The 22,302-nt window shown below is 68.2% G+C and carries 26 protein-coding genes; 10 read left to right on the top strand and 16 right to left on the bottom strand.

Translation table 11 applies throughout. From position 1 onward, the window contains the following. Positions 1 to 65 precede the first annotated feature (65 nt). The 5 genes from ACFQEV_RS18900 to ACFQEV_RS18880 form a co-directional block, all read right to left on the bottom strand. Complete coding sequence (locus tag ACFQEV_RS18900) at positions 66 to 1,226, bottom strand: MFS transporter (RefSeq protein ID WP_379699393.1); 1,161 nt, start codon at positions 1,224 to 1,226, stop codon at positions 66 to 68. Positions 1,227 to 1,244: 18 nt separating this feature from the next. Next, positions 1,245 to 1,988, bottom strand: coding sequence for a uroporphyrinogen-III synthase (locus ACFQEV_RS18895; RefSeq protein WP_379699391.1), 744 nt, complete (start codon positions 1,986 to 1,988; stop codon positions 1,245 to 1,247). After that, positions 1,985 to 2,860: a uroporphyrinogen-III C-methyltransferase gene (gene cobA / locus ACFQEV_RS18890; RefSeq protein WP_379699388.1), complete on the bottom strand. Its 876-nt coding sequence runs from the start codon at positions 2,858 to 2,860 to the stop codon at positions 1,985 to 1,987. Before cobA ends, ACFQEV_RS18895 begins: the two co-directional genes overlap by 4 nt. Before the next feature lie 4 nt (positions 2,861 to 2,864). Then, on the bottom strand, positions 2,865 to 3,977 hold the full coding sequence (hemC, locus tag ACFQEV_RS18885) for a hydroxymethylbilane synthase (RefSeq protein ID WP_379699387.1): 1,113 nt from the start codon (positions 3,975 to 3,977) through the stop codon (positions 2,865 to 2,867). A 258-nt stretch (positions 3,978 to 4,235) separates the two neighbouring features. Continuing rightward, positions 4,236 to 4,688 carry a hypothetical protein gene (locus ACFQEV_RS18880; RefSeq protein ID WP_379699384.1) on the bottom strand — a complete coding sequence of 151 codons (453 nt, stop codon included), beginning with the start codon at positions 4,686 to 4,688 and terminating at the stop codon, positions 4,236 to 4,238. A 101-nt stretch (positions 4,689 to 4,789) separates the two neighbouring features. Here ACFQEV_RS18880 and ACFQEV_RS18875 point away from each other — a divergent pair, with 101 nt between their 5' ends. Then, positions 4,790 to 5,599 carry a YhjD/YihY/BrkB family envelope integrity protein gene (locus ACFQEV_RS18875; protein ID WP_379699382.1) on the top strand — a complete coding sequence of 270 codons (810 nt, stop codon included), beginning with the start codon at positions 4,790 to 4,792 and terminating at the stop codon, positions 5,597 to 5,599. Between the two features lie 21 nt (positions 5,600 to 5,620). Here ACFQEV_RS18875 and hemL read toward each other — a convergent pair whose 3' ends face one another. Then, a complete protein-coding gene (gene hemL / locus ACFQEV_RS18870) occupies positions 5,621 to 6,958 on the bottom strand; it encodes a glutamate-1-semialdehyde 2,1-aminomutase (RefSeq protein WP_379699380.1) in 1,338 nt (445 codons plus the stop codon). Between the two features lie 228 nt (positions 6,959 to 7,186). Here hemL and ACFQEV_RS18865 point away from each other — a divergent pair, with 228 nt between their 5' ends. After that, entirely contained in the window at positions 7,187 to 8,941 is a 1,755-nt protein-coding gene (locus ACFQEV_RS18865) for an alkaline phosphatase D family protein (protein WP_379699377.1), read from the top strand. Positions 8,942 to 8,993: 52 nt separating this feature from the next. Here ACFQEV_RS18865 and ACFQEV_RS18860 read toward each other — a convergent pair whose 3' ends face one another. Further along, a complete protein-coding gene (locus ACFQEV_RS18860; protein ID WP_379699375.1) occupies positions 8,994 to 9,710 on the bottom strand; it encodes a CPBP family glutamic-type intramembrane protease in 717 nt (238 codons plus the stop codon). A gap of 215 nt (positions 9,711 to 9,925) precedes the next feature. Here ACFQEV_RS18860 and ACFQEV_RS18855 point away from each other — a divergent pair, with 215 nt between their 5' ends. After that, positions 9,926 to 10,150, top strand: a complete 225-nt coding sequence (locus ACFQEV_RS18855; RefSeq protein ID WP_379699373.1) for a helix-turn-helix transcriptional regulator — start codon at positions 9,926 to 9,928, stop codon at positions 10,148 to 10,150. Between the two features lie 87 nt (positions 10,151 to 10,237). On the opposite strand, the gene ACFQEV_RS18850 is transcribed toward ACFQEV_RS18855, so the two are convergent. The 3 genes from ACFQEV_RS18850 to hemB all read right to left on the bottom strand — a co-directional run bounded on the left by ACFQEV_RS18850 (position 10,238) and on the right by hemB (position 13,291). Then, on the bottom strand, positions 10,238 to 10,606 hold the full coding sequence (locus tag ACFQEV_RS18850; protein ID WP_379699371.1) for a P-II family nitrogen regulator: 369 nt from the start codon (positions 10,604 to 10,606) through the stop codon (positions 10,238 to 10,240). Next, positions 10,603 to 11,955, bottom strand: a complete 1,353-nt coding sequence (locus ACFQEV_RS18845; RefSeq protein ID WP_379699369.1) for an ammonium transporter — start codon at positions 11,953 to 11,955, stop codon at positions 10,603 to 10,605. Before ACFQEV_RS18845 ends, ACFQEV_RS18850 begins: the two co-directional genes overlap by 4 nt. Positions 11,956 to 12,310: 355 nt before the next feature. Continuing rightward, positions 12,311 to 13,291, bottom strand: a complete 981-nt coding sequence (hemB, locus tag ACFQEV_RS18840; protein WP_379699367.1) for a porphobilinogen synthase — start codon at positions 13,289 to 13,291, stop codon at positions 12,311 to 12,313. A gap of 121 nt (positions 13,292 to 13,412) precedes the next feature. On the opposite strand from hemB, the gene ACFQEV_RS18835 reads away from it, so the two are divergent. Continuing rightward, positions 13,413 to 13,931 (top strand): DedA family protein, encoded by a 519-nt coding sequence (locus tag ACFQEV_RS18835; protein ID WP_379699365.1) that lies wholly within the window; start codon positions 13,413 to 13,415, stop codon positions 13,929 to 13,931. Positions 13,932 to 14,056: 125 nt separating this feature from the next. On the opposite strand, the gene ACFQEV_RS18830 is transcribed toward ACFQEV_RS18835, so the two are convergent. Continuing rightward, on the bottom strand, positions 14,057 to 14,221 hold the full coding sequence (locus tag ACFQEV_RS18830; protein WP_379699363.1) for a DUF6757 family protein: 165 nt from the start codon (positions 14,219 to 14,221) through the stop codon (positions 14,057 to 14,059). Between the two features lie 65 nt (positions 14,222 to 14,286). After that, positions 14,287 to 15,117 (bottom strand): PHP domain-containing protein, encoded by an 831-nt coding sequence (locus tag ACFQEV_RS18825; RefSeq protein ID WP_379699361.1) that lies wholly within the window; start codon positions 15,115 to 15,117, stop codon positions 14,287 to 14,289. Positions 15,118 to 15,260: 143 nt separating this feature from the next. Here ACFQEV_RS18825 and ACFQEV_RS18820 point away from each other — a divergent pair, with 143 nt between their 5' ends. After that, positions 15,261 to 15,545 (top strand): DUF5789 family protein, encoded by a 285-nt coding sequence (locus ACFQEV_RS18820; RefSeq protein ID WP_379699359.1) that lies wholly within the window; start codon positions 15,261 to 15,263, stop codon positions 15,543 to 15,545. Here ACFQEV_RS18820 and ACFQEV_RS18815 read toward each other — a convergent pair. After that, entirely contained in the window at positions 15,542 to 16,531 is a 990-nt protein-coding gene (locus tag ACFQEV_RS18815; RefSeq protein ID WP_379699356.1) for a DUF5784 family protein, read from the bottom strand. The two genes, ACFQEV_RS18820 and ACFQEV_RS18815, sit on opposite strands and share 4 nt — an antisense overlap. 100 nt (positions 16,532 to 16,631) lie before the next feature. Here ACFQEV_RS18815 and ACFQEV_RS18810 point away from each other — a divergent pair, with 100 nt between their 5' ends. Then, positions 16,632 to 16,805, top strand: a complete 174-nt coding sequence (locus ACFQEV_RS18810; protein ID WP_379699354.1) for a DUF5786 family protein — start codon at positions 16,632 to 16,634, stop codon at positions 16,803 to 16,805. A gap of 14 nt (positions 16,806 to 16,819) precedes the next feature. On the opposite strand, the gene ACFQEV_RS18805 is transcribed toward ACFQEV_RS18810, so the two are convergent. From ACFQEV_RS18805 to ACFQEV_RS18795, 3 genes are all read right to left on the bottom strand, one after another. Next, positions 16,820 to 17,545: a DUF7530 family protein gene (locus ACFQEV_RS18805; RefSeq protein ID WP_379699352.1), complete on the bottom strand. Its 726-nt coding sequence runs from the start codon at positions 17,543 to 17,545 to the stop codon at positions 16,820 to 16,822. Continuing rightward, positions 17,546 to 18,553 carry an NAD(P)H-binding protein gene (locus ACFQEV_RS18800; protein WP_379699350.1) on the bottom strand — a complete coding sequence of 336 codons (1,008 nt, stop codon included), beginning with the start codon at positions 18,551 to 18,553 and terminating at the stop codon, positions 17,546 to 17,548. Positions 18,554 to 18,638: 85 nt separating this feature from the next. Further along, complete coding sequence (locus ACFQEV_RS18795) at positions 18,639 to 19,517, bottom strand: YkgJ family cysteine cluster protein (RefSeq protein WP_379699348.1); 879 nt, start codon at positions 19,515 to 19,517, stop codon at positions 18,639 to 18,641. An 81-nt stretch (positions 19,518 to 19,598) separates the two neighbouring features. Here ACFQEV_RS18795 and ACFQEV_RS18790 point away from each other — a divergent pair, with 81 nt between their 5' ends. From ACFQEV_RS18790 to ACFQEV_RS18775, 4 genes are all read left to right on the top strand, one after another. Next, positions 19,599 to 19,802, top strand: coding sequence for a DUF7561 family protein (locus ACFQEV_RS18790; protein ID WP_379699346.1), 204 nt, complete (start codon positions 19,599 to 19,601; stop codon positions 19,800 to 19,802). A gap of 152 nt (positions 19,803 to 19,954) precedes the next feature. Further along, positions 19,955 to 20,131 (top strand): hypothetical protein, encoded by a 177-nt coding sequence (locus ACFQEV_RS18785; RefSeq protein WP_379699343.1) that lies wholly within the window; start codon positions 19,955 to 19,957, stop codon positions 20,129 to 20,131. A 4-nt stretch (positions 20,132 to 20,135) separates the two neighbouring features. After that, a complete protein-coding gene (locus ACFQEV_RS18780; RefSeq protein WP_379699340.1) occupies positions 20,136 to 20,591 on the top strand; it encodes a response regulator in 456 nt (151 codons plus the stop codon). After that, on the top strand, positions 20,588 to 22,270 hold the full coding sequence (locus tag ACFQEV_RS18775; RefSeq protein ID WP_379699338.1) for a bacterio-opsin activator domain-containing protein: 1,683 nt from the start codon (positions 20,588 to 20,590) through the stop codon (positions 22,268 to 22,270). Before ACFQEV_RS18780 ends, ACFQEV_RS18775 begins: the two co-directional genes overlap by 4 nt. Positions 22,271 to 22,302: the final 32 nt, after the last annotated feature.

The raw sequence follows: 22,302 nt of genomic DNA, 5'->3' as shown, positions 1-22,302 counted from the left end.
TGCTGTTACTCCGGGTAGGGTCGGTATGCGGTTTAAACTCTCGCTCTGCCCCGCCGGAGCGACAGTCAGGTCCGCCGCCTGACCGCGAAGAGCAGTCCCGCGGCGGCGACGGTGCACCCGGCGAGGAGCGCCCACCCCTCGGCGTACCCCGCCGTCTCCACGAGCGCGCCGAACAACGGCGGCGCGAGCAACCCGCCGACGTTGATGGCCGTCTGCCCGCCCGCCGTCGCCGCGCCGATGTCGTCGTCGGCCACCAACTCGCTGAGACAGGAGTAGAAGACGCCGGTCGAACCGTGGATGGAGAGGCCGAGTCCGGCGAAGACGGCGACGGCGACCGGAAGCGACGCGGCACCGACGGCGAGCGCGGCGAACAGACAGACAGAGAGCGCCACCTGCCCGAGGGCGACGGTGACCGCCCCGTTCGCGCCGCCGAACCGGTCGGCGAGGCTCCCCGCGCCCACGCGGGAGACGCTCCCCGTCACCTGCGTGAGTGCGAGGATGGCCCCGCCGACGGCGGCGCTCGCACCCACCACGTCCTCGACGTAGAGGATGGTGTAGCCGAGCATCGAGTAGATGGACGCACCGAGGAAGAGGCCGCCCGCGACGAGGAGGAGGTACGCGCCGTTCGCCCGGAGGTCGCGCACGTCCGGCACGGAGAACTCGCCGCTCCCGCCCGCGCCGTCGTAGAGGACGGCGAAGGCGACGGCGTACCCGGCGGCGACGACGGCGATGACCCAGAAGCCCACCTGCCACGCGGCCACGGCGGCGACGCCGGTGACGACGAGGGACGCCGCGCCGCTTCCGGCGGTGACGCCGACCTGTTTCAGCCCCATGGCGAAGTTCTCGCGCCCGCGCGGGGCGGTGGCGACGATGCCGCGGTTCGTCCCCGGCATCGCCGAGGAGTACGCCACCCCGAGAACCGCCCCCGCGACGAGAACCGCGCCGTACGACGGCGCGAGGGAGACGCCGACGGCGGCGACGGCGAGTGCGACCAGTCCGCCGACCATCACGGGCTTCTCGCCGAACCCGTCCACGGCCGCACCGCTCGGAAACAGCGCGGCGGTGTAGCCGACCAGCGCGGCCGTCAGGAAGAGGCCGACGAGCGATTCGCTCAGGGTGAACGCGTCGCGGACGAAACTCGTCGCGGCGAAGATGCTGTAGTAACAGAGGCTCGCGGCCGTCTGCCACGCCGCGACGGTGCCGACCGACCGCCAGTCACGCGCCACCGACGGGGTCCTCCGAACTCACTCGTGGTACGCGGGGGCGGCGCGTTCGACCACCTCGCAGACGAGTTCCTCGAAGTCGGCGGCGTCGGGAACCACGTCCACGTCGATGCCGAGCGATTCGGCCGTCTCGCGCGTCGGCGGGCCGATGGCGCCGACGACGGCGTCGTTCAGGCCCTCGATCGCCTCCTCGCGCAGGCCGCGCTCAGCCGCGGCGTCGAGGAAGTTCTCGACGGTGAGAGAGGAGGAGAAACAGACGCCGTCGAGTTCGCCCCCGGCGGCCATCACCGTCGATTGACCCGCTCCCTCGGGGCGGACGAGGCGGTACAGCACCGTCTCGCTCACCGTCGCGCCCGCCTCGCGCAGGCCGTCCAAAAGCACGTCGCTGCCGTGGTCCGACCGGGCGACTTCCACCGTCGCGCCGCCCACCTCCTCGCGGAGGTGTTCGACCAGTCCGGCGGAGGTGTACTCCTCGGGCACGCGGTCCACGGTCCACCCCGCGTCGCGGGCGGCGTCGGCCGTCGCCGCGCCGATGCAACAGAGCGTCGCGTCGCCGGGGTTCCACCCCGCCTCCGCGAGGAGTTCGACGCCCGTCTTGCTCGTCAGGACGACGTACTCCGCCGCCTCGGGCGTCGCGCCCGTCGGTTCGACTTCGAGCATCGGGTCCGGAATCGGCGTCGCGCCGAGGGAGTCGAGCAGTTCCACCGCGTCGGCCAGTCTGTCGTCGTCGGGGCGGAAGACGGCGACGCGAACGTCGCGGTTCACTCCTCACGCACCTCCGGGTCGGCGGCGGTTCCGGCCGGGAACTCGCCCGTTCGGTTGCGGAGGAACGCGACGACTCGGTCCCTCGTCGCCGCCACGTCGCCGACGACGGTTATCGCGGGCGGTTCGATGCCCTCGGCGTCGCGCACGTCCACGATGGTGTCGAGCGTTCCGGCGGCGACGCGCATCTCCGGCCACGTCGCGCGTTCGACGAGTGCGACGGGCGTCTCGGCGTCCATCCCGGCGTCTCGAAGCGCCTTCGCGTAGTCGGGGAGTTTGCCGACGCCCATCAGGACGACCAGCGTCCCGCCCGTCGCGGCCAACGCCTCCCAATCGACGGCGGACTCCTCCTTCGTCGGGTCCTCGTGGCCGGTGACGAACGAGACGGACGAGGCGTGGTCGCGGTGGGTGACGGGGATGCCCGCGACGCCCGCGCCGGCGATGGCGGAGGTGATGCCCGGCACCACCTCGAACGGAACGCCCGATTCGGCGAGGTGCTCCATCTCCTCGCCGCCCCGGCCGAAGACGAACGGGTCCCCGCCCTTCAGGCGGACGACGGTCTTCCCCTCGCGGGCGAGTTCGACCATCCGGTGGTTCGTGTACTCCTGCGGCGTCCACTCGCCGCTGGCGCGTTTGCCCACGTCCTCGCGTCTCTCCTCGGGTATCTGGCCGAGAATCTCCGGGCCGGGGAGTTTGTCGTGAAGCACCACGTCCGCCTCCGAGAGCAGGCGTTTCGCCTTCACCGTCAGCAGCTCCGGGTCGCCCGGTCCGCTTCCGACGAGGTAGACCATCCCCGGCGCGATGTCGGCGTCCGGCGCGTCCGTATCGGCGTTTACGCCGTCGATCCGCGCACCGTCGGTGGGTTCGTCGCTCATCCGTTCACTCCTCGTCCGCGAGTTCGCGGGCGGCCGCGACGAGTTCGTCGGCCCCCTGTTCGGCGAGCGTTTCGGCGAACTCGGCGGCGGCGTTCGCGTGGTCCTCCACCGGCAGGTCGCGGGACCCCCGGACCTCCTCCTCGCCGTCCACCGAGAGGATTCGCGCGGTGACGTGGACGTGTTTCCCCTGCAGGGTGGCGTGCGCGCCCATCGGCGCGACGCACCCGCCGCCGAGTTCCGCGAGGACGGTCCGTTCCACCGTCGTCTCCACGCGCGTGCGCGGGTGGTCGACGGCGTCCCGCACGTCGTCGGCCACGTCGCCGTACTGCGTCGTGACCGCGATGGCTCCCTGTCCGGGCGCGGGGACGAACTCCGTCGTCGGCAGGCGGACGTACTCGACGTTGTGGAGGAGGCCGCTCCGTTCGAGGCCGGACTCCGCGAGGACGATGGCGTCGTACTCGGTGTCCACGTCGCGTTCGAGCGCTCTGCGCTCTATCTCGCGGAGGCCGTCGAACCACTCCTCGATGGACTGGTCGAACTCCGCCTCGTACTCCTCGCCCTTGGCGGACGCCACGGCCCGTTCGCCCTTCTTCTCCCTGTCGGCGTCCACGCGCTTCTCGTGTTCGGCCTGTAGCGACGGCGCGAGGAGTTTCTCCACGCGGGTGTCGACGTTGCCGCGGAGGGGTTCGACCTCCAAGTCGGGTCGCGCGGCGAGAATCTCGGCTTTCCGCCGGAGCGACGACGTACCGACCGTCGCGCCCGCCGGGAGGTCGTCCAGTTCGGACCCGTCGGGCGTAATCAGCACGTCGCCCGCGGGCGCGCGAGGCGGGATGCCGGCGACCACGAGGTTCTGCGGGCTCTCCGTCGGCATGTCCTTCATCGAGTGGACGGCGGCGTCCACGCTCCCGTCGAGCACCTTCTCGTCCAACGCCCGGACGAACGCGCCCGTCTTGCCGAGCCGGTGGATGAGTTCGTCGCGCACCTCGTCGCCGTGCGTCTCCACCTCCACCAGTTCTACCTCGAATCGGCGGTCGGAGAGCGCCTCCCGGACGCTCGCCGCCTGCCGGAGCGCGAGGTTCGACCCTCGCGTCGCCAGTCGGAGTGTCCCGCGTGTCATCGTTGTCGAGACGTGGGTTCCGGTGGGTGAAAAGGTCACCACTTCCGCCCGCGCGGGCCCGAGTCCGCCGTCGCCGCCCCGGGTTTACGACGCTCGGGTCCGCCGACGCGGGTCGTGGGCTCTTTTCGCCGCGTACGCGGCCTGTTGGCTCTGTTCACTCGGATTCGCGCTCCCTCTCGTCTCGCGTCGGGCGCGGGAGAAGACGGTCGCTCGCGCGGACCCCGTGGGCTCGGGGTCGGTCGGACTGATCTGCCGAACTCAGGGGATTCCGACCGCGCCGTGTCGCTTGTAGAGGTAGTACAGCGACGCGACGACGCTCAGGGAGAACGCGCTGAGGACGACGCTGGCGAGGGCGACGAGTCCCCACACGAGGGGGTCGGGCATCCACTCCGCGTTCGACTCCGCGACCGCCCGCGCGTCCACGTACGTCGCGATGGGGTACATCACCGTCAGCACCAAGCCGACCAGTCCGGCGACGGGGACGAGGAGGAACGCGGCCCCGAACGTGAGCAGCCCGCCCGTCAGAAAGAGGTCGAAGAGGAAGCCGAACAGGAAGAAGACGCCCCCGACGAGGGCGGCGAGACCGAACGCCGGGACGGCCGCTATCCAGTACCACCACCGGGAGTCCACGTTCGCCCGGGGGAGGACGTCACCCAACGGGTCGTCGTACCCCCGCGCCGCGTCCGACTCGGTTCGCACTTCTGCATCCATAGCTGACACGACGCGCTCAGAGGAGAAAAAGTGAGCCGGTGGCCCCGACGGCGCGCCGACGCCGCTACAGCGGTTTTACGTCTCGACTTCGTAGGCGGGGTATGTCGTATCTCGGCGGGCGGTTCGACTTTCTCTTGGCGGTCCTCCGCGCGACGCAGGAGCACGACGTGGAGTATCCGGCGGCGTCGTTGGCGTACTACGGGTTCGTCTCGCTGTTCCCCCTGTTGCTGTTGGTGTTGACGCTCGTCAACCGGTCGGCGGCCGTGCGGGTTCACGAGGTGACGCCGCCGTTTCTCACGCCCGACGTCCAGCAGTTGGTGTGGGAGGCGGCGGTGACGAGTTCGGGGCGCCTCGGCGCGACGGTGCTGGCCATCGTCGTCCTCGGGTGGAGCGGAGCGAACGTCGCCGTCGGCTTTCTGACCGTCGTCGAACGCGTCGAGGGCGAGGACGACCGGTCGCACTCCGAGCAACTCCGCGGCGCCGTCGCCGTCCTCCTCTCTCTGGTTCTCGCGCTCTCTCTGATACTCTGCACGAGCGTCGTCTTCTCGCTGTTCCCGAACTCGCCGTTCGTCTCCGCCGCCGCCGTCGTGACGCTCCTCGGCGTCCTCACCGCCGCGTTCCTCCCGGCGTACTACGTCCCCGCGCGGCGGATAACCGAACCGACGGCGGCGCTTCCCGGCGCGTTCATCGCGGCGGTCGGATGGACGGCGCTCCTCGTCGTCGTCCACCTCTACGCCGTCAACGCCTCGCGGTACGCCATCTACGGCGTCATAAGCGGCATCATCATCATCCTCACGAGCCTGTACACCGCCTCGTTCGTCCTCTTCTTGGGCCTCATCGTCAACGAGACGCTCAGCGGCGAACTCGCCGCCGCCGACGCCGACGCCGACAGCGCGTTCGATACCGGATAACGAGATATCCGAGATACGGGGCTACAGCGCCTCTTTGTACGCTTCCAGCGTCTCCTCTACGTCCTCCTCGGTGTGGGCGTAGGAGACGAACTGCGACTCGAACTGGTTCGCCGTGAGGAAGACGCCCCGCTCTTTCATCTCCTGCCAGAAGATGCGCTCCCAGCGTTCGGTTTCCGCGTTCGCCACGTCCGCGCCGTTCTTCGGGCAGTAGCCGTAGCGCGGGCAGGACTCCCGTTGGACGCACCCGGCCTCGCACGCGTCCGTCAGGTCGTCCGGGCCCTCGCGCGTGAAGATCGTCTTGAACATCGAGTCCGTGCCGACGACGGTGTAGGAGGGGGCGTTGTCCTCCACGATGTCGGTCAGGCCGCGCCGGAGCGTCTCCGCGAGGTCGTTCACGTAGTCGTAGACGCCGTTCTCCGCGGCGTACGTCAGGTAGGCGTGCCCCGCGGCCATCGTCACCGGGTGCCCCGAGAAGGTCCCCGACTGGAACACGTCGCCGGAGGGCGAGAACCGCTCTACGACGTCCGCGCGCCCGCCGATGGCGCCGACGGGGAACCCGCCGCCGATTATCTTCCCGAACGTCGTCACGTCGGGCGTGACGCCGAACTTCCCCTGCGCGCACTGCAGGCCGCCGACGCGGAAGCCCGTGATGACCTCGTCGAATATCAGAAGCGACCCGTGCTCGTCGGTCACCTCGCGGAGGTGTTCGAGGTAGCCCTCGACGGGGTGGACGATGCCCATGTTTCCGAGGATGGGCTCCGTGAGGACGGCGGCGATGTCGTCGCCGTACTCCTCGAACACCTCGTCTACGGCTTCGGGGTCGTTGAACGGCACCGGAACGGTGTGCTCGGCGAACGACGCGGGGATGCCCTTCGTACTCGGAGCGGTGTCGCCGGGTTCGCCCTCCACGAGGGTGGACTCCTGCGCGCCGTGATAGCCGCCCTCCATGACGACTATCTTGTCGCGGCCGGTGTACCCGCGGGCGAGGCGAACCGCGGACACCGTCGCCTCGGTGCCGGAGTTGACGAAGCGAATCTTCTCGACGCTCGGGACGTGCCGCGCGACGAACTCGGCGTGTTCGACCTCTATCTCGGTCGGCGCGCCGTACATCGGGCCGTCGGAGGCGTACGACTGCACCGCCGAGCGAACCGGGTCGGGCATGTCGTGGCCGTACAGCAACGGCCCGTAACCCATCACGTAGTCGATGTAGCGGTTCCCGTCGGCGTCTACGACGTGCGCGCCGTCGCCGCGTTCGACGAAGAACGGGTACGGTCGCACCGCGCGAACCGATGAGTTCACCCCGCCGGGCATCACCGAAAGCGCCCGGTCGTACAGGTCGCGGGACTCGTCGTGATTCATAAGCGGCGGTTCGGCCGGTGGCAAAAAGAAGTGCGGGGTTCGGAAGTCGACCTCGCCCGACCGGGACGTGCCGGACCGGTCGCGACTAGCCGACCCCGTACCGCTAACCTCCGCTCCCTAACTGTCAATATACATATTATAAACGGCTACTATACAGTCGGACTCAAGTCTAACTGCCTCATGGCGGACAAACAAGACAGTAAGAACGTAACAAACCGGAGAAACTTCATGCGGGCGGCGGGCGCCGCGGCGGTCGGTGCCTCCGCACCGCTTCTCGACGCGGACATCATCCGCGGCGTCAGCGCCGAGTCGGTGCGGAAGGGCGCCGTCGATTGGACGACGGACGGTGCCGACGGCGACGCGTTCCCGCTGTCGGTGGCGAGCGGCGGACCCACCGACTCCGGGGCCATCCTCTGGACGAAGCTCTCGGAGGGCGCACACTCCGATTCCGACCCCGTGTACGTCCGCGTGGGCTCCGACGAGTCGTTCTCGGAGACGGTGTACGAGGGGAAGATCGCGGCGGACTCGGTCACCCCCGACCACGACCGAGTCGTGAAGGTGGACGTAGACGGCGAACTCCCGAGCGACAGTCACCTCTACTTCCAGTTCCACCACGCCGGCGCGAACAGCCAGGTCGGCCGCTGTCGCACGCTCCCCGCGCCGGACGCGAGTCCCGACAGCGTGCGTCTCGCCGTCGTCACCTGCCAGTCGTATCAGGACGGCTACTACCCGGCGTACGGCTACATCGCGGAGGAGGACGTGGACTACCTCGTCCACCTCGGCGACCAGATATACGAGTACGCCGGCGACTCCGAACTCGAAGGGCGCTCCGTCGAACTCCCGAGCGGTCGCGACGTGGTGTGGAACTTGGAGGACTACCGGCACCTCTGGCAGACGTACCGCGGCGACGAGTTCTTCCAGCGGGCGCTGGCGCGCCACACGTTCATCCCGACGTGGGACGACCACGAGATAATCAACAACCGCTACTGGGACTACGAGAACCAGAACCCGTGGACGGACGACCACCCCAAGAGCGACGACCCCGAGTTCCTGACGGAACTGTTCGAGGCCGGGATTCGGGCGTGGTGGGAGTACAACCCCGCGCGCGTCCAGTACGACCCCGACGCGGACTCGCTTCTCGACCAGTTCCACCTGTGGCGCAGCGTCCGCTTCGGCGACCTGCTCGAACTGCCGGTCACCGACGAACGCCTGTTCAGTTCGCTCCCGCCGGGCGGCGACGCCGCCGGACAGCGCCAGTGGGGGACGCCGCCGAACGCGCCGGAGGCCGACGACGGCGACCGGACGCGACTCGGCTTCGAGCAGCGGAAGTGGCTCCTCGACACGCTGAAATCCACCGACGCGACGTGGAAGGCGTGGACGAACGAAGTCGCGCTCTCGCCGTTGTGGCTGGCGTTCGACGATAACGCGCAGTTCGGCCGCAACTACGACGCGTGGGACGGCTACCAGCACGAACGGGAGGAGATTCTCGGCCAGTTGGCGCACTTCGGCGTGGACAACTTCGTCGCGTTCACGGGCGACATGCACACCTACATGGTGTCGAACCTGCTGAACGACTGGGAGAGCGTCGAGAACCGCACGCCCGTCGTCCCCGAGGAGGAGAAGGTGGGAGTGGAGCTGATGACGCCCGCCATCTCCAGCAACTCCGGCACCTCCGACTTCTGGAGCGTTGGCGAGGAGATCGCTAAGGAGGAGGGTTCCGAGTCGCTGACGAACGAGCGGATGACCGAAGTCGTCCTCGAAGAGAACCCCCACGTGGAGTTCTTCAACGCCAAGTACAACGGCTACTCCGTCGCGGAGTTCACCCCCGACCACTGCACGTGGACGACGTACGCCGTGGACGACTTGGTGGACGACGCCGACGCCGCCCGCGACGTCCTCCGGAAGTACCGCGTCCCCGAGGGGAACGTCGAACTGGAACAGCTCGAAGCGACCGACTCGCCCGAGGGCTTCTCCGAGAAGTAACGACGCGACTCGGGGCGACTCGGGGCGACTCGGGAGCGTGTTCCCCGGCGCGCTACCGGTCGCCCCCCAGCCACCGGACGACGGCCGCCGTCTCCTCTTTTTCGTCGCCCGTCTCGGGCGCGTACCGTTCGACCGCCAACAGTCCGACGGCGTCGTTCACCGCGTGTACCGCGACGAGGACGGGCAGCGACCGAAACCAGAGGTACAGGAGCGTCGTCAGAAGCGCCGGCTGGGCGATGCGGGCGACGGCGTGGCGGTCCCACGTCTCCCCGTGGTGACCGAGCGTGAACGCCGCGAACGAGACGAACCCCGCGAGGGGGTAGCTGCCGGTGAGAGCGAGTAATCGCTCGACTGCGTACCCGTGGAACGCGAACTCCTCCGTCGCGCCCGCGGTGAACGCGACGAACAGTCGCTCCGGAACCGACAGCGAGGCGAACGACCGAATCCCTTCCACGAGGCTCTCGCCGCCGTCGCCCACCCGCGCCCACACGGGGGCCATCAGGAGGTTCGCCCCGAGTATCGCCGCGAGTCCGACGGTCACGTCGAGGAGGAACTCAGGGGCCGACCCGACGCGCCACCCGACGGACGCGAGCGTCTTCCCTTCGAGGGCGACGACGACCACGAGGACGGCCGGGACGACCCACTTCCAGAGGTGGTCCCGGAGTTCGCCGCCGCCGGTCAACCCGAGCGCTTCCCTCGCGCGGTCCAGCAACTCGAAGCCGACGAGGGCGACGACGAGTCCCGCGAGGGTGACCGGCGAGGCGTCCATACTCGGAGTTCGAACGAACCCCCGGTCTTTGCTCTTTTCGTCTTTCCGGTTCGCCCAACGCCGCGTCGAACGACCGGGTGAAGACTCGCGGACCGCCCGGGCCCCCTCTCGTCGGTAGATTTAACAATTGACGTAGAGCGCTCTCTACCGTAAAACGAACTTTACGTGAGGTGCGCTTTACGCACGACGATGACTTCCACAGAAAGAGACGGGAGATGAAGAACGACCTACGAACGCGGCGTGAACGCGCGAGCATGAGTCAGGCCGACCTCGCGGAGGCGGTCGGCGTCAGCAGACAGACGATAAACGCCATCGAGCGCGGACGGTACGACCCGTCGCTCGAACTCGCGTTCAAACTCGCGGCCCACTTCGGGTGTCGCATCGAGGACGTGTTCGAACCGGAGTTCGCCGACGGCGGACGGCGCGAAGAGGACGACTGACCCCGTCCGGTGCGCTCGCCCGGTGCGGTCGCTCGCGGCGCACTCGCGCGAAGAAGGTGACCGCCGAACCGCGGAAGAACCGGACGCTCAGACGGCGTCTCGGCCGGTCTTACCCGTGCGGACCTGCACGGCGTCGTCGACGGGCATGATGAACACCTTGCCGTCGCCCGGTTCGCCCGTCCGGGCGGCGTCGGCGATGGCGTCCGCCACGGTTTCGGCGGGGATGTCGGCGACGACGCACTCTATCTTGACCTTCTGGTGGAGGTCGACGGTGTACTCCTCGCCGCGCCACTGGCCCTTCTTGGCCGGCTGAGAGCCTCGGCCGGAGACGTTCGTCACCGTCAGCGACGGCGCGCCGACTTCCGCGAGCGCTCGCTTCACGTCGCCCAGCCTGTCCGGCCGGACGACGGCCGTTACCAGTCGAATCTCTCCGTCGTTGGGTACGTCTTCGCTCATGGGTACTCCTCGCGCTCCGCTTCCGTGAACACACCGCCGTCCGCGCGGACGCCGGCGTCCGATTCGGGGCGACCGAACTCGGGGCAGGTGTCTACGCCGTGCTCCGAGGTGTCGAGTCCCTCGCGCTCGTGTTCGCGCGTGACGCGCGCCTGTCCCGTCGCGCGGAAGACGCCGAAGACGGCCGCCGTCGCGGCGAACGTCCAGACGCCGATGACCGCGACGCCGACTATCTGCGGGACGGCCGCGCCGACGACCGAGGCGCTTCCGGACCAGACGCCCGTCGCGAAGACGGGGTACAGGAGCGCGCCCAGCACGCCCGCGGAGCCGTGAACCGGGAACACCGCGCAGACGTCGTCTATCTTCAGGCGCTTCTCGACGAACGAGAAGACGAGGGGCAGTTGGACGCCGCAGAGGAGGCCGACGACTATCGCGCCGGGCCAGACGATGGCGTCCGCGATGGACGTGACGCCGACGAGGCCGGCGAGCAGGCCGTTGGCGACGTACAGCGTGTCGACCTTTCCGGTCCGGTACACGGCCATGCCCGCCGCGCCGATTGCGCCCGCGGCCATGCCGAGGGTCGTCACGAGGGCGACGCGCCCGACGTAGGTGAACGCGCCGAGGGTCACCTCGCCGCTCTCGGTGAGGGCGAGGGGGGAGGCGGCGGTGCCGACGTTGAATCCGTACCAGCCGAACGCGAGGATCAGGGTGCCGAGGACGGCGAACGTCATCGAGTGACCGGGGATGACGTTCGCGCTCCCGTCGGCGTTGTAGCGGTCCATCCGCGGCCCGATTACCCACGCGGCGGTCAGGCCGGCGACGCCGCCCATCCCGTGGACTATCACGCCGCCCGCGAAGTCGTGAAAGCCCATCGCGCCGAGGAAGCCGCCGGCCCACGTGAAGCCGACGACGACGGGGTAGATGACCCCCGCCAAGAGGACGGTGTAGGCGACGTACGCGCGGAGTCTCGCGCGCCCGGCCACCGCGCCGGAGACGATGGTGGCGGCGGTCATCGCGAACACCGCGCCGAACAGCCAATCGACCCACGCCGACGTGGCTTCCGGCGCGTACAGGTCCGCGAACGCCCCGCCTACCGAGACGGACCCTCCGCCAGTCAGACCGCCGACGATAGTCGAGGCGGCGGCCCCGAGGAGGAAGTAGACGACGACGCCGACGCTCCACGTCAGCAGGTTCTTCGTCAACTGGTTCGCGACGTTCTTCGAGCGGACTTGGCCCGCCTCCAGCATCGCGAACCCCGCGTGCATGAAGAAGATGAGGAACGTGACCGTCAGCACCCACACGAGGTTCACGCCCTCCACCACCGCCGCGAGGTCGGTTTGGAGGGGAATCAACGCGCGATACCTCCGTCGAACTTCGTCGGTTCGGGTTTGGTTGGACGGTTGTACATTATTCTGGCGTATTCTCCGTCGTTCGTATCGGGGTTCACGGAAGTATCTGTGCTCACGATATCTTATAACGGTTAGTGTTGACAAACGTGTTTTTCGAAGCCGTATAATCGACGCTCGTCCGATATAAATGCGTGTACAAGAAATATAAGGTCGTACTTCGACCAGTTGCTGGACAAATGTTGCCAGACTTTTCGACGTACGTCCTCCCGGGAATCGGACAACGAGGCTCGTCCGAAATCGGCCGAGCGTCCGGCGTGCGCGCGAGACTCGGTTCGCCGGAACCCCGGAAACGCCGGACTTACAGGCGAGCGGCGACGTCCTCGGCGAAGTACGTGACGATGAGGTCCGCGCCCGCGCGCTTCATCGACACCAGCGACTCGTAAGCCGTCTCCTCTAAGTCGACCCACCCTTTCTCGGCGGCGGCGTGGAGCATCGCGTACTCGCCGGAGACGTTGTACGCCGCCACCGGGTGGTCGAACTCCTCGCGGACGGCCCGGACGATGTCGAGGTACGCGAGGGCGGGTTTCACCATCAGCACGTCCGCGCCCTGTTCGACGTCGAGTCGGACCTCCCGGAGTGCCTCGCGGGCGTTCGCAGGGTCCATCTGGTAGTGCCGCCGGTCGCCGAACGCCGGCGCGCCGTCGGCGGCGTCGCGGAACGGGCCGTAGAACGCGCTCTCGTACTTGGCGGCGTAGGACATGATGGGGACGCTCTCGAACCCGGCGTCGTCGAGTCCCTCCCGAATCGCGCCGACCATGCCGTCGGTCATCGAACTCGGCGCGACCATGTCCGCGCCCGCCTCGGCGTGCGAGACGGCTATCTTCGAGAGGAGGTCGAGCGTCTCGTCGTTGCGAACGGTGAGGTTCGGATCCTCGCGGGCGTGGTCCTCCAGAACCCCGCAGTGGCCGTGACTGGTGTACTCGCAGAGGCAGACGTCGGTGATGACGTAGGCGTCCGTCTCGGCGGTGATGCGTCGCGTCGCCTCCTGCACGACGCCGTCCTCCGCCCACGCGCGCGTCCCGCGTTCGTCCTTCGACTCGGGGATGCCGAACAGCATGACCGCCTCGACGCCCGTCTCCAGCACCTCCCTCACGCGCGCGACGGCCTCCGAGAGCGGAACCCGTTCGTGGCCGGGCATCGTCTCGATGGGGACGCGTTCGTCCGCCGTCGCGTCCACGAAGACGGGCGCGACGAGGTCCGTCGCCTCCAGTCGCGTCTCGCTGACGAGGGGTCGCACGCCGTCCGTGCGGAGTCTGCGCGGTCGGTCGCTGAGATTCATTACCGGTGGTTCGGTCCGACCGGGAAAAACCACATCGCTCTCGGTGCTGCGGCCGTCGGCCGGTTCTCACGCGGTGCGGCGAGCGAAAAGCGTTTGCCGACGACGGGGATAGTCGAAGTCGATGGACGCCCTGCCGGTACAAGTCGCGCAGATGCCCGCCGAACTGCAGGCGCTTTTGAACTCCCGGTGGGCCTACGTGGCGCTGTTCTGCGTCTTCGTCTTAGAGGGCGCGATGCTGATGTACTTCATGCCGAGCGAACTCGTCGTCCCTGCGGCGCTCGTTCTCCTCGGCGTCGACCAACTCGTCGGCGTCATCGCCGTCGCCGTCCTCGGAGCGACTCTCGGACAGTACGTCCTGTTCAAAGTCGCCCAACGCGGCGGCCGGGAGTACCTCCTCTCGAAGCGGTGGTTCAAGGTGAGCGAGGAGAAACTCGACCGGTTCGACGGCTGGTTCGACCGCTGGGGCCCGATAGTCGTCCCGGTGACCAACACCCTCCTGTTCACGCGCGGGATGATAACCGTCCCCGCCGGGTTCTCCGAGATGGACGACAAGAAGTTCGTCGTCCTCTCCGCGATAGGGACGCTCTCGTTCGAGTCGATTCTCGCGGCGCTCTACGTCTACTTCAACACGATGCTGTGAGGGTGACGCGGCGGGTCGGTGGGGTCGGGTCGGCTTCCTTCGGTATCGAGCGAGAGTCGTGAGACGAAGCTCACTCGGAGCGCTCGACGTCTACTCGACACCGATCGCGTCTCGTGAGACGAAGCTCACTCGGAGCGCTCGATGTCGATCTGCTCTCTCAGGGCGGCGAGTTCTTCTGAGTCGGCGAGTTCCTCCACTCGCTCTCGGAAGTGCCGCTCGCAGAGACCCACCTTTATTCCGTCTTTCTCGGCGGCGTACGCGGCCTCGCGGTCGCAGTCGTGGCACTTCATACGTGACCTTGGCTCTTCACCCGGTTTAACTCTACGCTCCCGGTTATCGGCGACGAGAGCGGTCGTCAGACGCCCGGCACGCGCGCGGCGAACGCCTCGAACGCGTCCCGCGGCGGCCCGGCGACGCCCAGCGTCTTCGTGTGCGCGTCGCTCCCGCCGGTGGCGAGGAGGCCGTTCCGCGCGACGTACTCGCCGAGGAGCGCCCTATCCTCTCGCTCCTTACTCGCCCCGCCGTAGGGGTAGAACCGCTCGACGGCGTCGAGTTCGGACGTGAGCTCCAGCGCCGACTCGGGGTCGGGGTACCGGAACGGGTGCGCGAGTCCGACGACGGCGCACGACTCCCGCAAGGCGGCGACGCCCGCCTCGAAGTCGGGGACCCACCGCGCGACGTAACACGGCCCGTCGTCGCCGATGAGGTGGTCGAACGCGCCCTGATAGTCGTACGGCGCGTCGCTCTCCTCGATGGCCCGCGCGACGTCCGGCCGACCGATTCCCTCGCGCAGTTCCACGTCGAGGGAGACGCCGAGGTGCGACTCCACCCGTTCGACGATTCGCCGCCCGCGGTCCTTCCGGTCGGCTTGGATCCGCTCCGTCAGGTCGCGTATCGCGGGGACGTCCTCGACGCCGTACCCGAGGAGGTCGACTCGCTGGTCGCCCGCGTCCGCGCGGAGTTCGATGCCGCGGACGACGGTCACCCCGTCGAGGGTCGTCACGGGCGCGTCGAGTTCCGGGTGCACCCTGTCGTGGTCGGTGACGGCCACCACGGGGACGCCGCCCTCCCGCGCCGCCGCCGGGAGTTCCGAGACGGTGAGCGTCCCGTCGGAGGCCGTCGTGTGGAGGTGCAGGTCTGCGACCGGCGTCGCGCCGTCGAACTCGCCGTTGCGGTCCCGTATCACGGTTCTTGCTCCGCCCGGCGGCGGCAAATCGCTTGCGTCTGTGCCCCCTCTCCACGTGCATTAATGTTCATTAAGGAATACAAGGAGACTTATCACCATCATGGAAAACCATTATAGTTCTTCCCCGGATTCGTCCGGGTGTAATGCGCCTGAACGGAACCGGCGATCTGATCGACGCCCACGAGTATCCCGCGACCACCGAAGAACTCGTCGAACAGTACGGCGAGCGCACCATCGAACTCCCGAACGGGTCCGAGACGCTCGCGGAGGTACTCGAACGCGCGGGTTCGGAGACCTACACCTGCGCGGACGACGCGCGGAACGCGGTGTTCTGCGGTCTCGGTCACGAGGCTATCGGTCGCCGGTACTACAGCGACCGAGACGTCTACACGCTCGGTGAGGACGGTCCCCAGCAGGTGTCCTTCTAAAACGGCAGTTCGAGGGGTACTCGCCCCTTCGTGTAGCCGTCCACGCGGCCGTCGGGCCGCGTCCGAAACACGACCGCCGGACGGTGGTGAACCTCCGGTTTCTCGCTTTTGACGGCCATCCAGTCGTCGTCCGGGAACGACGAGCAGTCCACGAACAGGACGACGCCGCCGCCGTGTTCCTGCAGTTGTCCGACCGACTTCGTCTCGGCCGTGTCGCGGACGGCGGCGACGCCGGTGCCCGCGCTTCGGCGGTTCGGCGGCAACGGCCGCGTCACCTCGACGAGGGTGCCCTCGCCGTCCTTCTCGACCCGGTAGTCGATGGCGTGGCCGGTCGAGACCGGAATCTCCGGTTCGAGGTCGTACCCGGCGTCGTGGAGCACCTTCGCCGCGTTGAACTCGCCCATGGCGGCCGTCATCCGCGTGAGGTCCAGGTACTCGGAGGTGCCGAGTTTCCCGGCCATCACCTCCCGGTCGTCGTCTAGGACGCCCGTCCGGAGGAACGACTCGAAGTATTCGAGGGCCTCCTCGGCCGTCGCGTCGGGGAACCCGGCGGCGTGCTCTTGGAAGAACGTCCGCGTCGTCTCCCGGCCGTCCTTCGAGAGGAAGACGGGCAGGAAGTACCACGAGAGGTGCGGGTACGGTTCGAGCCACGGCGACTCCTCGTGGAGTTGCGCCGTCAGTTCCTTCGTCGCCCACCGCGAGACGCCGTGCGGTACCTCGGCGAAGCCGTACTTCTCGGTCTTCCACAACGCCTGCGGCGTCTCCGTGTTTCCGAGCCAGTACGCCTCGTCGTCGTTCCACAGAAAGAGCGCCACGTCGCTGTTCTCCATCTCGAATCGGTGCCCCTCGAACGCGGAGGGGGGTTTGAACCACGGCGAGTTCATCGTCGCGCCGAGGTTTCGGTCGAGATCGTCGTAGACGTCCCGACGGACCCGCGATTGGGTCCATCGGCCGGGCGCGTGCCGGAAGCGAAGCGGGCGTGCCACACCTCCTATACGCGGTCGGCGGGTTTATCCGTTCCGCGTCCGCCGCGTAATCTTCGCCGATAATTATATATGATCTCGATTACCAAAGGTATGTTGTACCATGTCAATGGGGGCATACGACGAAGACGAACACGAGCGCCGTGAGCGAAAGAACGGGTCGGTCGACGCGGGGTTCGACGACGAACGCACCGTCTACCACGGGAAGGTAGAGTACGACTCGGGGGACTCCGCGGAGGCCCTCTTAGATCAGTTCCGCAAGATGAAGGACGAGTGAGCGCTCTTTTCCCCTCACGCGATTCGTAGCGACGCCGCCGCCGCCGCGGAGACGACGGAGACGGCGACGACGTGCCCGCCGACCGCGAGGAGCAACGCCGGTCGGTCGGCGACGAACGGCAGGACGGCCAGTTGCGAGAGGCCGAACAGGACGTTCCACGCGTCCACGCGGCGCAACGCCGCTGCCGTCTCCTCGTCGAACGCGTACTTCCGGGACCGCCACGCGGCGACGACGGCGGCCCACCACGAGGTGCCGATGCGGTAACAGAGGTCCCACAGCACCAGGAGCATCAGGTAGACGGCGACGACGGGCGGTTCCGGCCCGAACAGCGATTCGACGAGGGGGGTCGCCGCCCGCCGCGGTTCGAAGACGAACAGGTGCGTCACGAGGGCGACGAACGCGAGGACGCCGAGGACGACTTCGATGCTCGACCCGAACAGCATCCGCCCATAGGCGTCCGGTAGGTCGAGGCGACGCGTCGTCCGGCCCATCCGGAGCATCACGACGCTTCCGACGGCGGCGACGGCCACCGCGACGGTGCCCGGCAGGACGGCGTTCCAGAGGTCGTACACCCACGCGAACGCCACCACCCCGACCTCGAAGATGCCCAACTGGATGGCTATCGCCTGCCCGTCGGTGAGGCGGACGCCCGGAAGCGCGCCGACGATGCTCTCGTACACCCACGCCTCGCCGTACTCCGTCTGCGCGGCGGGTCGGTCCTCCGGGGACCCCTCGTCCATCTACCGGTCCACCGCGTTCGACCCCGAGTCGGCGGCCGTCCCTTCGTCGGCGTCCTCGCCGAACGGCGGCGCGATGTCGGGGTTCTCCCCGTCCCCCTCGTCCGCGCCCGCTTCGTCCCCCGCGTCGGCCGGCGGTCCGAGGGCGTTCTCCACCGCCTCGTCGAACGGCGTGAGATCGACCGAGACATGCTCTCTGATGCTGTCGTCGTGGACGACAACTTCGTTCTTCAGGCCCTCGATGAGGGGCCGCGCCACGGAGGGGGAGATGTCCGTCACCAGCCCGACCCAGTACGACGAGAGGCCGGGCGACAGCACCGGAATCTCGATTAGCCGGGGGCGGCGGCCGAGGTGTTCGCCGACGCGTTCGAGCATCTCGCCGTACGTCAGCACGTCCGGGCCGCCGATCTCGTACGTCTCGCCCGCCGTCTCGGGTGCGTCGAGGACGCCGACGAGGTACGCCACCACGTCGGAGATGGCGATCGGTTGGCACGGCGTCGCCACCCACCGCGGCGTCAGCATCACCGGCAGGCGGGCGGCCAGTTGCCGGACCGTCTCGAACCCGGCACTCCCGTCGCCGATGACGATGGCCGCCCGGAGCGTCGTCAACTCGTAGTCGCCCTCGTCGAGGATGTGCTCCACCTCCCGGCGCGAACGGAGGTGCGGCGAGAGCCTGTCGCGTTCCTCGCCGAGTCCGCCGAGGTAGAGTACTCGCTCCACCCCGGCGTCGGACGCCGCCCGCGAGAAGTTCCGCGCACCGAGTCTGTCCTGCCGTTCGAAGTCCTCGCCGGACGCCATCGAGTGGACGAGGTAGTACGCGGCGTCCACGTCGAGCGCAGACTCGAACGTGCCCGCTTCGAGGACGTCGCCCTCGACGATTCGAACGTCCTCGGGGCCGTCGTAGTGGTCGGCGTCGCGGGTGAGAACGGTCACGTCGTGGCCGGCGTCGAGGAGGGCGGGGACGAGGTTGCTTCCGACGAACCCCGTCGCTCCCGTGACGAGTACGCGCATGGCTCTGGATGCGGCTCCGACGCTGTTAACGCTTCCCGCCGCGCGTCTCGCCGCTCTCCCCGCCGTCGTCCCCCGCGCCGCCTCCTCACTCCCGAACGGCGTCCCACCCGGGCGTCTCCGGCGCGCCGAAGGCCTCCTCCGCGCCGACGGGCGCGTCCGTCGCCTCCGATCCGAGTTCGCCCGCCGCGTCCGTCCACTCCTCGACGGCGTCGCTCACCCACGACTCGGTCTCCAAAACCTCCGCTCGGGTTCGCTCGGCGCGTTCCTCGTTCACCTCGACCGACCCCGGGCGCGACCCGGCGGCGACGCCGACGAACTCCGCGCGGTCCTCGGCCGTCAGGTCGCCTCGGCGCATCCGTTCGACCGCGCCGCCGAGGCGACTCGGGTCGGGGTGGGCGAACACCTTCGACCCGACCGCCTGCGGGCCGAGGAGCAGTCCGCGTTGCCCCTCCGGGGCCTCGTCGTCCAGCAGTCTCTCGCCGCCGAACGCGGACTCGACGCGTTCGCACTCCGTCTCCTGTTCGAGGGCGAGGTTGTGACCGGGGTACTCGGCGCACTCGGCGGGGTACTCGTCGTCGCCGTGGATGCGGCACTGGAGCGTCTCCGGGTCGAGGAAGACGCAGGACCGGAGCCACCGCCGCGAGTGACCGAACGGCGCGACCGGTTTCGGCGGCTTCCTGAGGCCGACGAAGAACGCCGGGCGGCCGCCGATGGCGGCGACGTCCACGCCGTCTATCTCGACGCCCTCCCCCGCCCGTTCCTCGGAGGCGGCCCACATCCGGGGGACCATCGCGTCGCCGACGCCGCGTTCGACGAACGCGACCACCTCGTCGCGCGTCAGGGGGACGAGGTTGTACACGTCGTCTAACGGTTCCCGCGGCCCGCGCCGCCCGCCGCCGTCATCGGGCGCTAGCGGTCGCCAGTCGAGGCAGCATCCGGCGCACCCTTCGCAGTCAACGCGCATACCGACGAACTATGCCACGCACTCGCATGAATCACTCGGCGCGACGGTGGACGTTTACGTCTCGGGTGCCTCGGGTCGGCCATGACGACGGAACCGTGCGACGGGTGCGGCAAACCGGTCCGCATCGCCGGCGGCATCGGCGACTTCTGGAGTTTCGAGACCAGTTCGACCGGCGGCATCACCCTCGAACTCGACGACGGCGGGGAGTTCTTCCTCTGTTACGACTGCATCGACCGGTTGCCGGACGACAGAGTCGCGACGAGCGACGACGTGAGTTCGCTGTGAGGCCTCCGACTCCCGCATCTTCGACTCCCGGTCGGACGCCGGCCCTCTCACCTCCCGCCCACCCGTCGCTCCGACGGAGTACCAGTAATTCGGTACGTTCTCGGAACCCGGCCGATGATGCGCTTATCCGTCTCTGAAATCTATCTTCGCCAATGAGTGAATTCGAGGGGAGGCCCGGTATCGGTCTCCGGCCGGAGGCGGAGGGCGGCGAGACGCTGCAATTCCGGACGCTCGCGGACGGTGACGACGTCGGCGCGGGTCAGCGAGATACCCGGTCCGGGGCGAGAACGGGACGGACGTTCTACTTAACTCTCCCGAGGACGGAGTGATACCGTGAGTAAACCGAACGGGGACCCGATAGATATTCTCCTCGTCGAGGACAACCCCGGCGACGTTCGTCTCACCCAAGAGGCGTTCAAGGAGGGTCAGATACGCAACGACCTGCACGTCGTCCGGGACGGCGAAGCCGCCTTGGACTACCTGTACCAACGCGGCGAGTACGAGGACGCCCCGCGTCCGAACCTCATCCTGTTGGACCTGAACCTGCCGAAGGTCAGCGGGATGGAGGTCCTCGACGAAATCAAGGACGATAAGTCCCTGCGTCGCATCCCCACCATCATCCTGACGGGGTCGAAGGCCGAAGAAGACATAATACGGGGCTACGAACTGCAGTCGAACGCGTACCTCACCAAACCGGTCGACCCGGACCAGTTCATCGGACTCGTCCGGTCGTTCGAGGAGTTCTGGTTCACACTCGTTCAGCTTCCCCCATCACGAGAGAACAAATGACGGACGAGACGACGCTCACTATCCTCCTGATAGAGGACAACCCCGGCGACGCACGGTACATCCGCGAGATACTCCGCGAGGCGACCGAACTCTCGGAGCGGACGGCGGACGCGGACACGGGTACCGGCGGCAGCGTCGGTGCCGAACAGATAACGCGCGAACGCGTCGAACGCGTCGAACCGACGGTGATACGCGAGTCGCGCCTCGAACCGGGCGTAGAACGGCTTCGTAGCGATCACCCGGACGTCGTCCTCCTCGATTTGGACCTGCCGGACAGCACCGGCCTCGACACGCTCTCGACGATGCTCGACCAGGCAGAGGAGACGCCGGTCGTCGTCCTCACAGGCCTCCGCGACCGACAGACGGGGATGGAGGCGCTCCGCCGAGGGGCCGACGAGTACCTCGTCAAAGACGAGATTAACGCGGACATCCTGACCCGCTCTATCTTCCACACCATGGAGCGGAACGAACAGGAGCGACAACTCAGACAACAGCGCGAACAACTCGCCGCGCTGAACCAACTGAACAGCGTCGTTCAGGACATCACGGCGGCTGTCCTTCGGCAGTCCTCCCGCGAGGAGATAGAGCGGTTGGTGTGCGAACGGCTGGCCGAAACCGAGTCGTACCTGTTCGCGTGGGTGGGCGGCGTGGAACGCGGGAACCCCGAGGTGAACGTGCGGGCCGAGGCCGGAACCGACGGCTACCTCGACGAGATCGACGTCACCTACGACGACAGCGACACCGGGAAGGGCCCCGCCGGGAAAGCCATCCAGACGAAGGAGGTGCAGGTGGCCAACGACATCCCCGACAACCCCGACTTCGAACCGTGGCAGGAACACGCCGAGAAGTACGGCATCCAGTCGTCGGCGGCGATACCCGTCGTCCACGAGGGCATCCTCTACGGCGTGTTGAACGTCTACTCGGCGCGGCCGGACGCCTTCGGCGGGGAGGAACGGGAGGTCATCGGAACGCTCGGGAACATCGTCGGCCACGCCATCGCCGCCATCGAACGGAAGGAGGCGCTCATAAGCGACAACGTCGTCGAGATAGAGTTCGAGATTCGGAACATCTTCGACTCCCTCGGCGGCGGGTCCGGGGCGGGGACGATAACGCTCGACCGGACGATTCGCGTCGACGAGGACCACTTCCTCACGTACGGCTCGGCCGACGAGGAGGGCCGCGAGACGCTGCAGAAGGTCGTCGAGGCGCTTCCGTCGTGGGACTCCGTCTCGGAGGTGGGCGAACGCGACGGCATGACGCGCTTCTCGGTCAGACTCACCGACCCGCCGGTGGTGACGTTGGTCGCCTCGCAGGGCGGCCGCGTCCGCGAGGCGAAAATCGAGGACGGCGACTACCGGGTGGTCGTCCACCTGCCGCAGAGCGCCGACGTGCGCCGCGTCGTGGACGGCGTCCAGGAGGCGTACCCCGACGCGAGGGTCATCGCCCAGCGACACACCACGCGGGCCGAACACTCGGACGGGGCGGCGAACCCCCTCGACCACCTCACGGAACGCCAGCGATCGGTGCTGGAGTCCGCCTTCTACGGCGGGTTCTTCGAGTGGCCGCGGGAGAGTTCCGGCAAGGAGATCGCCGAGACGCTCGGCATCTCCGCGCCGACGTTCACCCAACATATGCGCGCCGCCGAGCAGAAGATAATGTCCTCGCTGCTGGGCGAGTGACGCGACGGGCGTAGTCGCGAGACGCTGGCTGA

Source organism: Halopelagius fulvigenes, from assembly GCF_042662625.1.
Taxonomy (GTDB): domain Archaea; phylum Halobacteriota; class Halobacteria; order Halobacteriales; family Haloferacaceae; genus Halopelagius; species Halopelagius fulvigenes.
This window is presented reverse-complemented; position numbering and strand designations above follow the sequence as displayed.

Excerpts from the sequence above, each read along its gene's own strand:
- cobA (WP_379699388.1), bottom strand. The coding sequence starts at position 2,860 with ATGAGCGACGAACCCACCGACGGTGCGCGGATCGACGGCGTAAACGCC.
- hemC (WP_379699387.1), bottom strand. The coding sequence starts at position 3,977 with ATGACACGCGGGACACTCCGACTGGCGACGCGAGGGTCGAACCTCGCG.
- ACFQEV_RS18880 (WP_379699384.1), bottom strand. The coding sequence starts at position 4,688 with ATGGATGCAGAAGTGCGAACCGAGTCGGACGCGGCGCGGGGGTACGAC.
- ACFQEV_RS18875 (WP_379699382.1), top strand. The coding sequence starts at position 4,790 with ATGTCGTATCTCGGCGGGCGGTTCGACTTTCTCTTGGCGGTCCTCCGC.
- hemL (WP_379699380.1), bottom strand. The coding sequence starts at position 6,958 with ATGAATCACGACGAGTCCCGCGACCTGTACGACCGGGCGCTTTCGGTG.
- ACFQEV_RS18865 (WP_379699377.1), top strand. The coding sequence starts at position 7,187 with ATGCGGGCGGCGGGCGCCGCGGCGGTCGGTGCCTCCGCACCGCTTCTC.
- ACFQEV_RS18860 (WP_379699375.1), bottom strand. The coding sequence starts at position 9,710 with ATGGACGCCTCGCCGGTCACCCTCGCGGGACTCGTCGTCGCCCTCGTC.
- ACFQEV_RS18855 (WP_379699373.1), top strand. The coding sequence starts at position 9,926 with ATGAAGAACGACCTACGAACGCGGCGTGAACGCGCGAGCATGAGTCAG.
- ACFQEV_RS18850 (WP_379699371.1), bottom strand. The coding sequence starts at position 10,606 with ATGAGCGAAGACGTACCCAACGACGGAGAGATTCGACTGGTAACGGCC.
- hemB (WP_379699367.1), bottom strand. The coding sequence starts at position 13,291 with ATGAATCTCAGCGACCGACCGCGCAGACTCCGCACGGACGGCGTGCGA.
- ACFQEV_RS18835 (WP_379699365.1), top strand. The coding sequence starts at position 13,413 with ATGGACGCCCTGCCGGTACAAGTCGCGCAGATGCCCGCCGAACTGCAG.
- ACFQEV_RS18830 (WP_379699363.1), bottom strand. The coding sequence starts at position 14,221 with ATGAAGTGCCACGACTGCGACCGCGAGGCCGCGTACGCCGCCGAGAAA.
- ACFQEV_RS18820 (WP_379699359.1), top strand. The coding sequence starts at position 15,261 with ATGCGCCTGAACGGAACCGGCGATCTGATCGACGCCCACGAGTATCCC.
- ACFQEV_RS18810 (WP_379699354.1), top strand. The coding sequence starts at position 16,632 with ATGTCAATGGGGGCATACGACGAAGACGAACACGAGCGCCGTGAGCGA.
- ACFQEV_RS18805 (WP_379699352.1), bottom strand. The coding sequence starts at position 17,545 with ATGGACGAGGGGTCCCCGGAGGACCGACCCGCCGCGCAGACGGAGTAC.
- ACFQEV_RS18800 (WP_379699350.1), bottom strand. The coding sequence starts at position 18,553 with ATGCGCGTACTCGTCACGGGAGCGACGGGGTTCGTCGGAAGCAACCTC.
- ACFQEV_RS18795 (WP_379699348.1), bottom strand. The coding sequence starts at position 19,517 with ATGCGCGTTGACTGCGAAGGGTGCGCCGGATGCTGCCTCGACTGGCGA.
- ACFQEV_RS18790 (WP_379699346.1), top strand. The coding sequence starts at position 19,599 with ATGACGACGGAACCGTGCGACGGGTGCGGCAAACCGGTCCGCATCGCC.
- ACFQEV_RS18785 (WP_379699343.1), top strand. The coding sequence starts at position 19,955 with ATGAGTGAATTCGAGGGGAGGCCCGGTATCGGTCTCCGGCCGGAGGCG.
- ACFQEV_RS18775 (WP_379699338.1), top strand. The coding sequence starts at position 20,588 with ATGACGGACGAGACGACGCTCACTATCCTCCTGATAGAGGACAACCCC.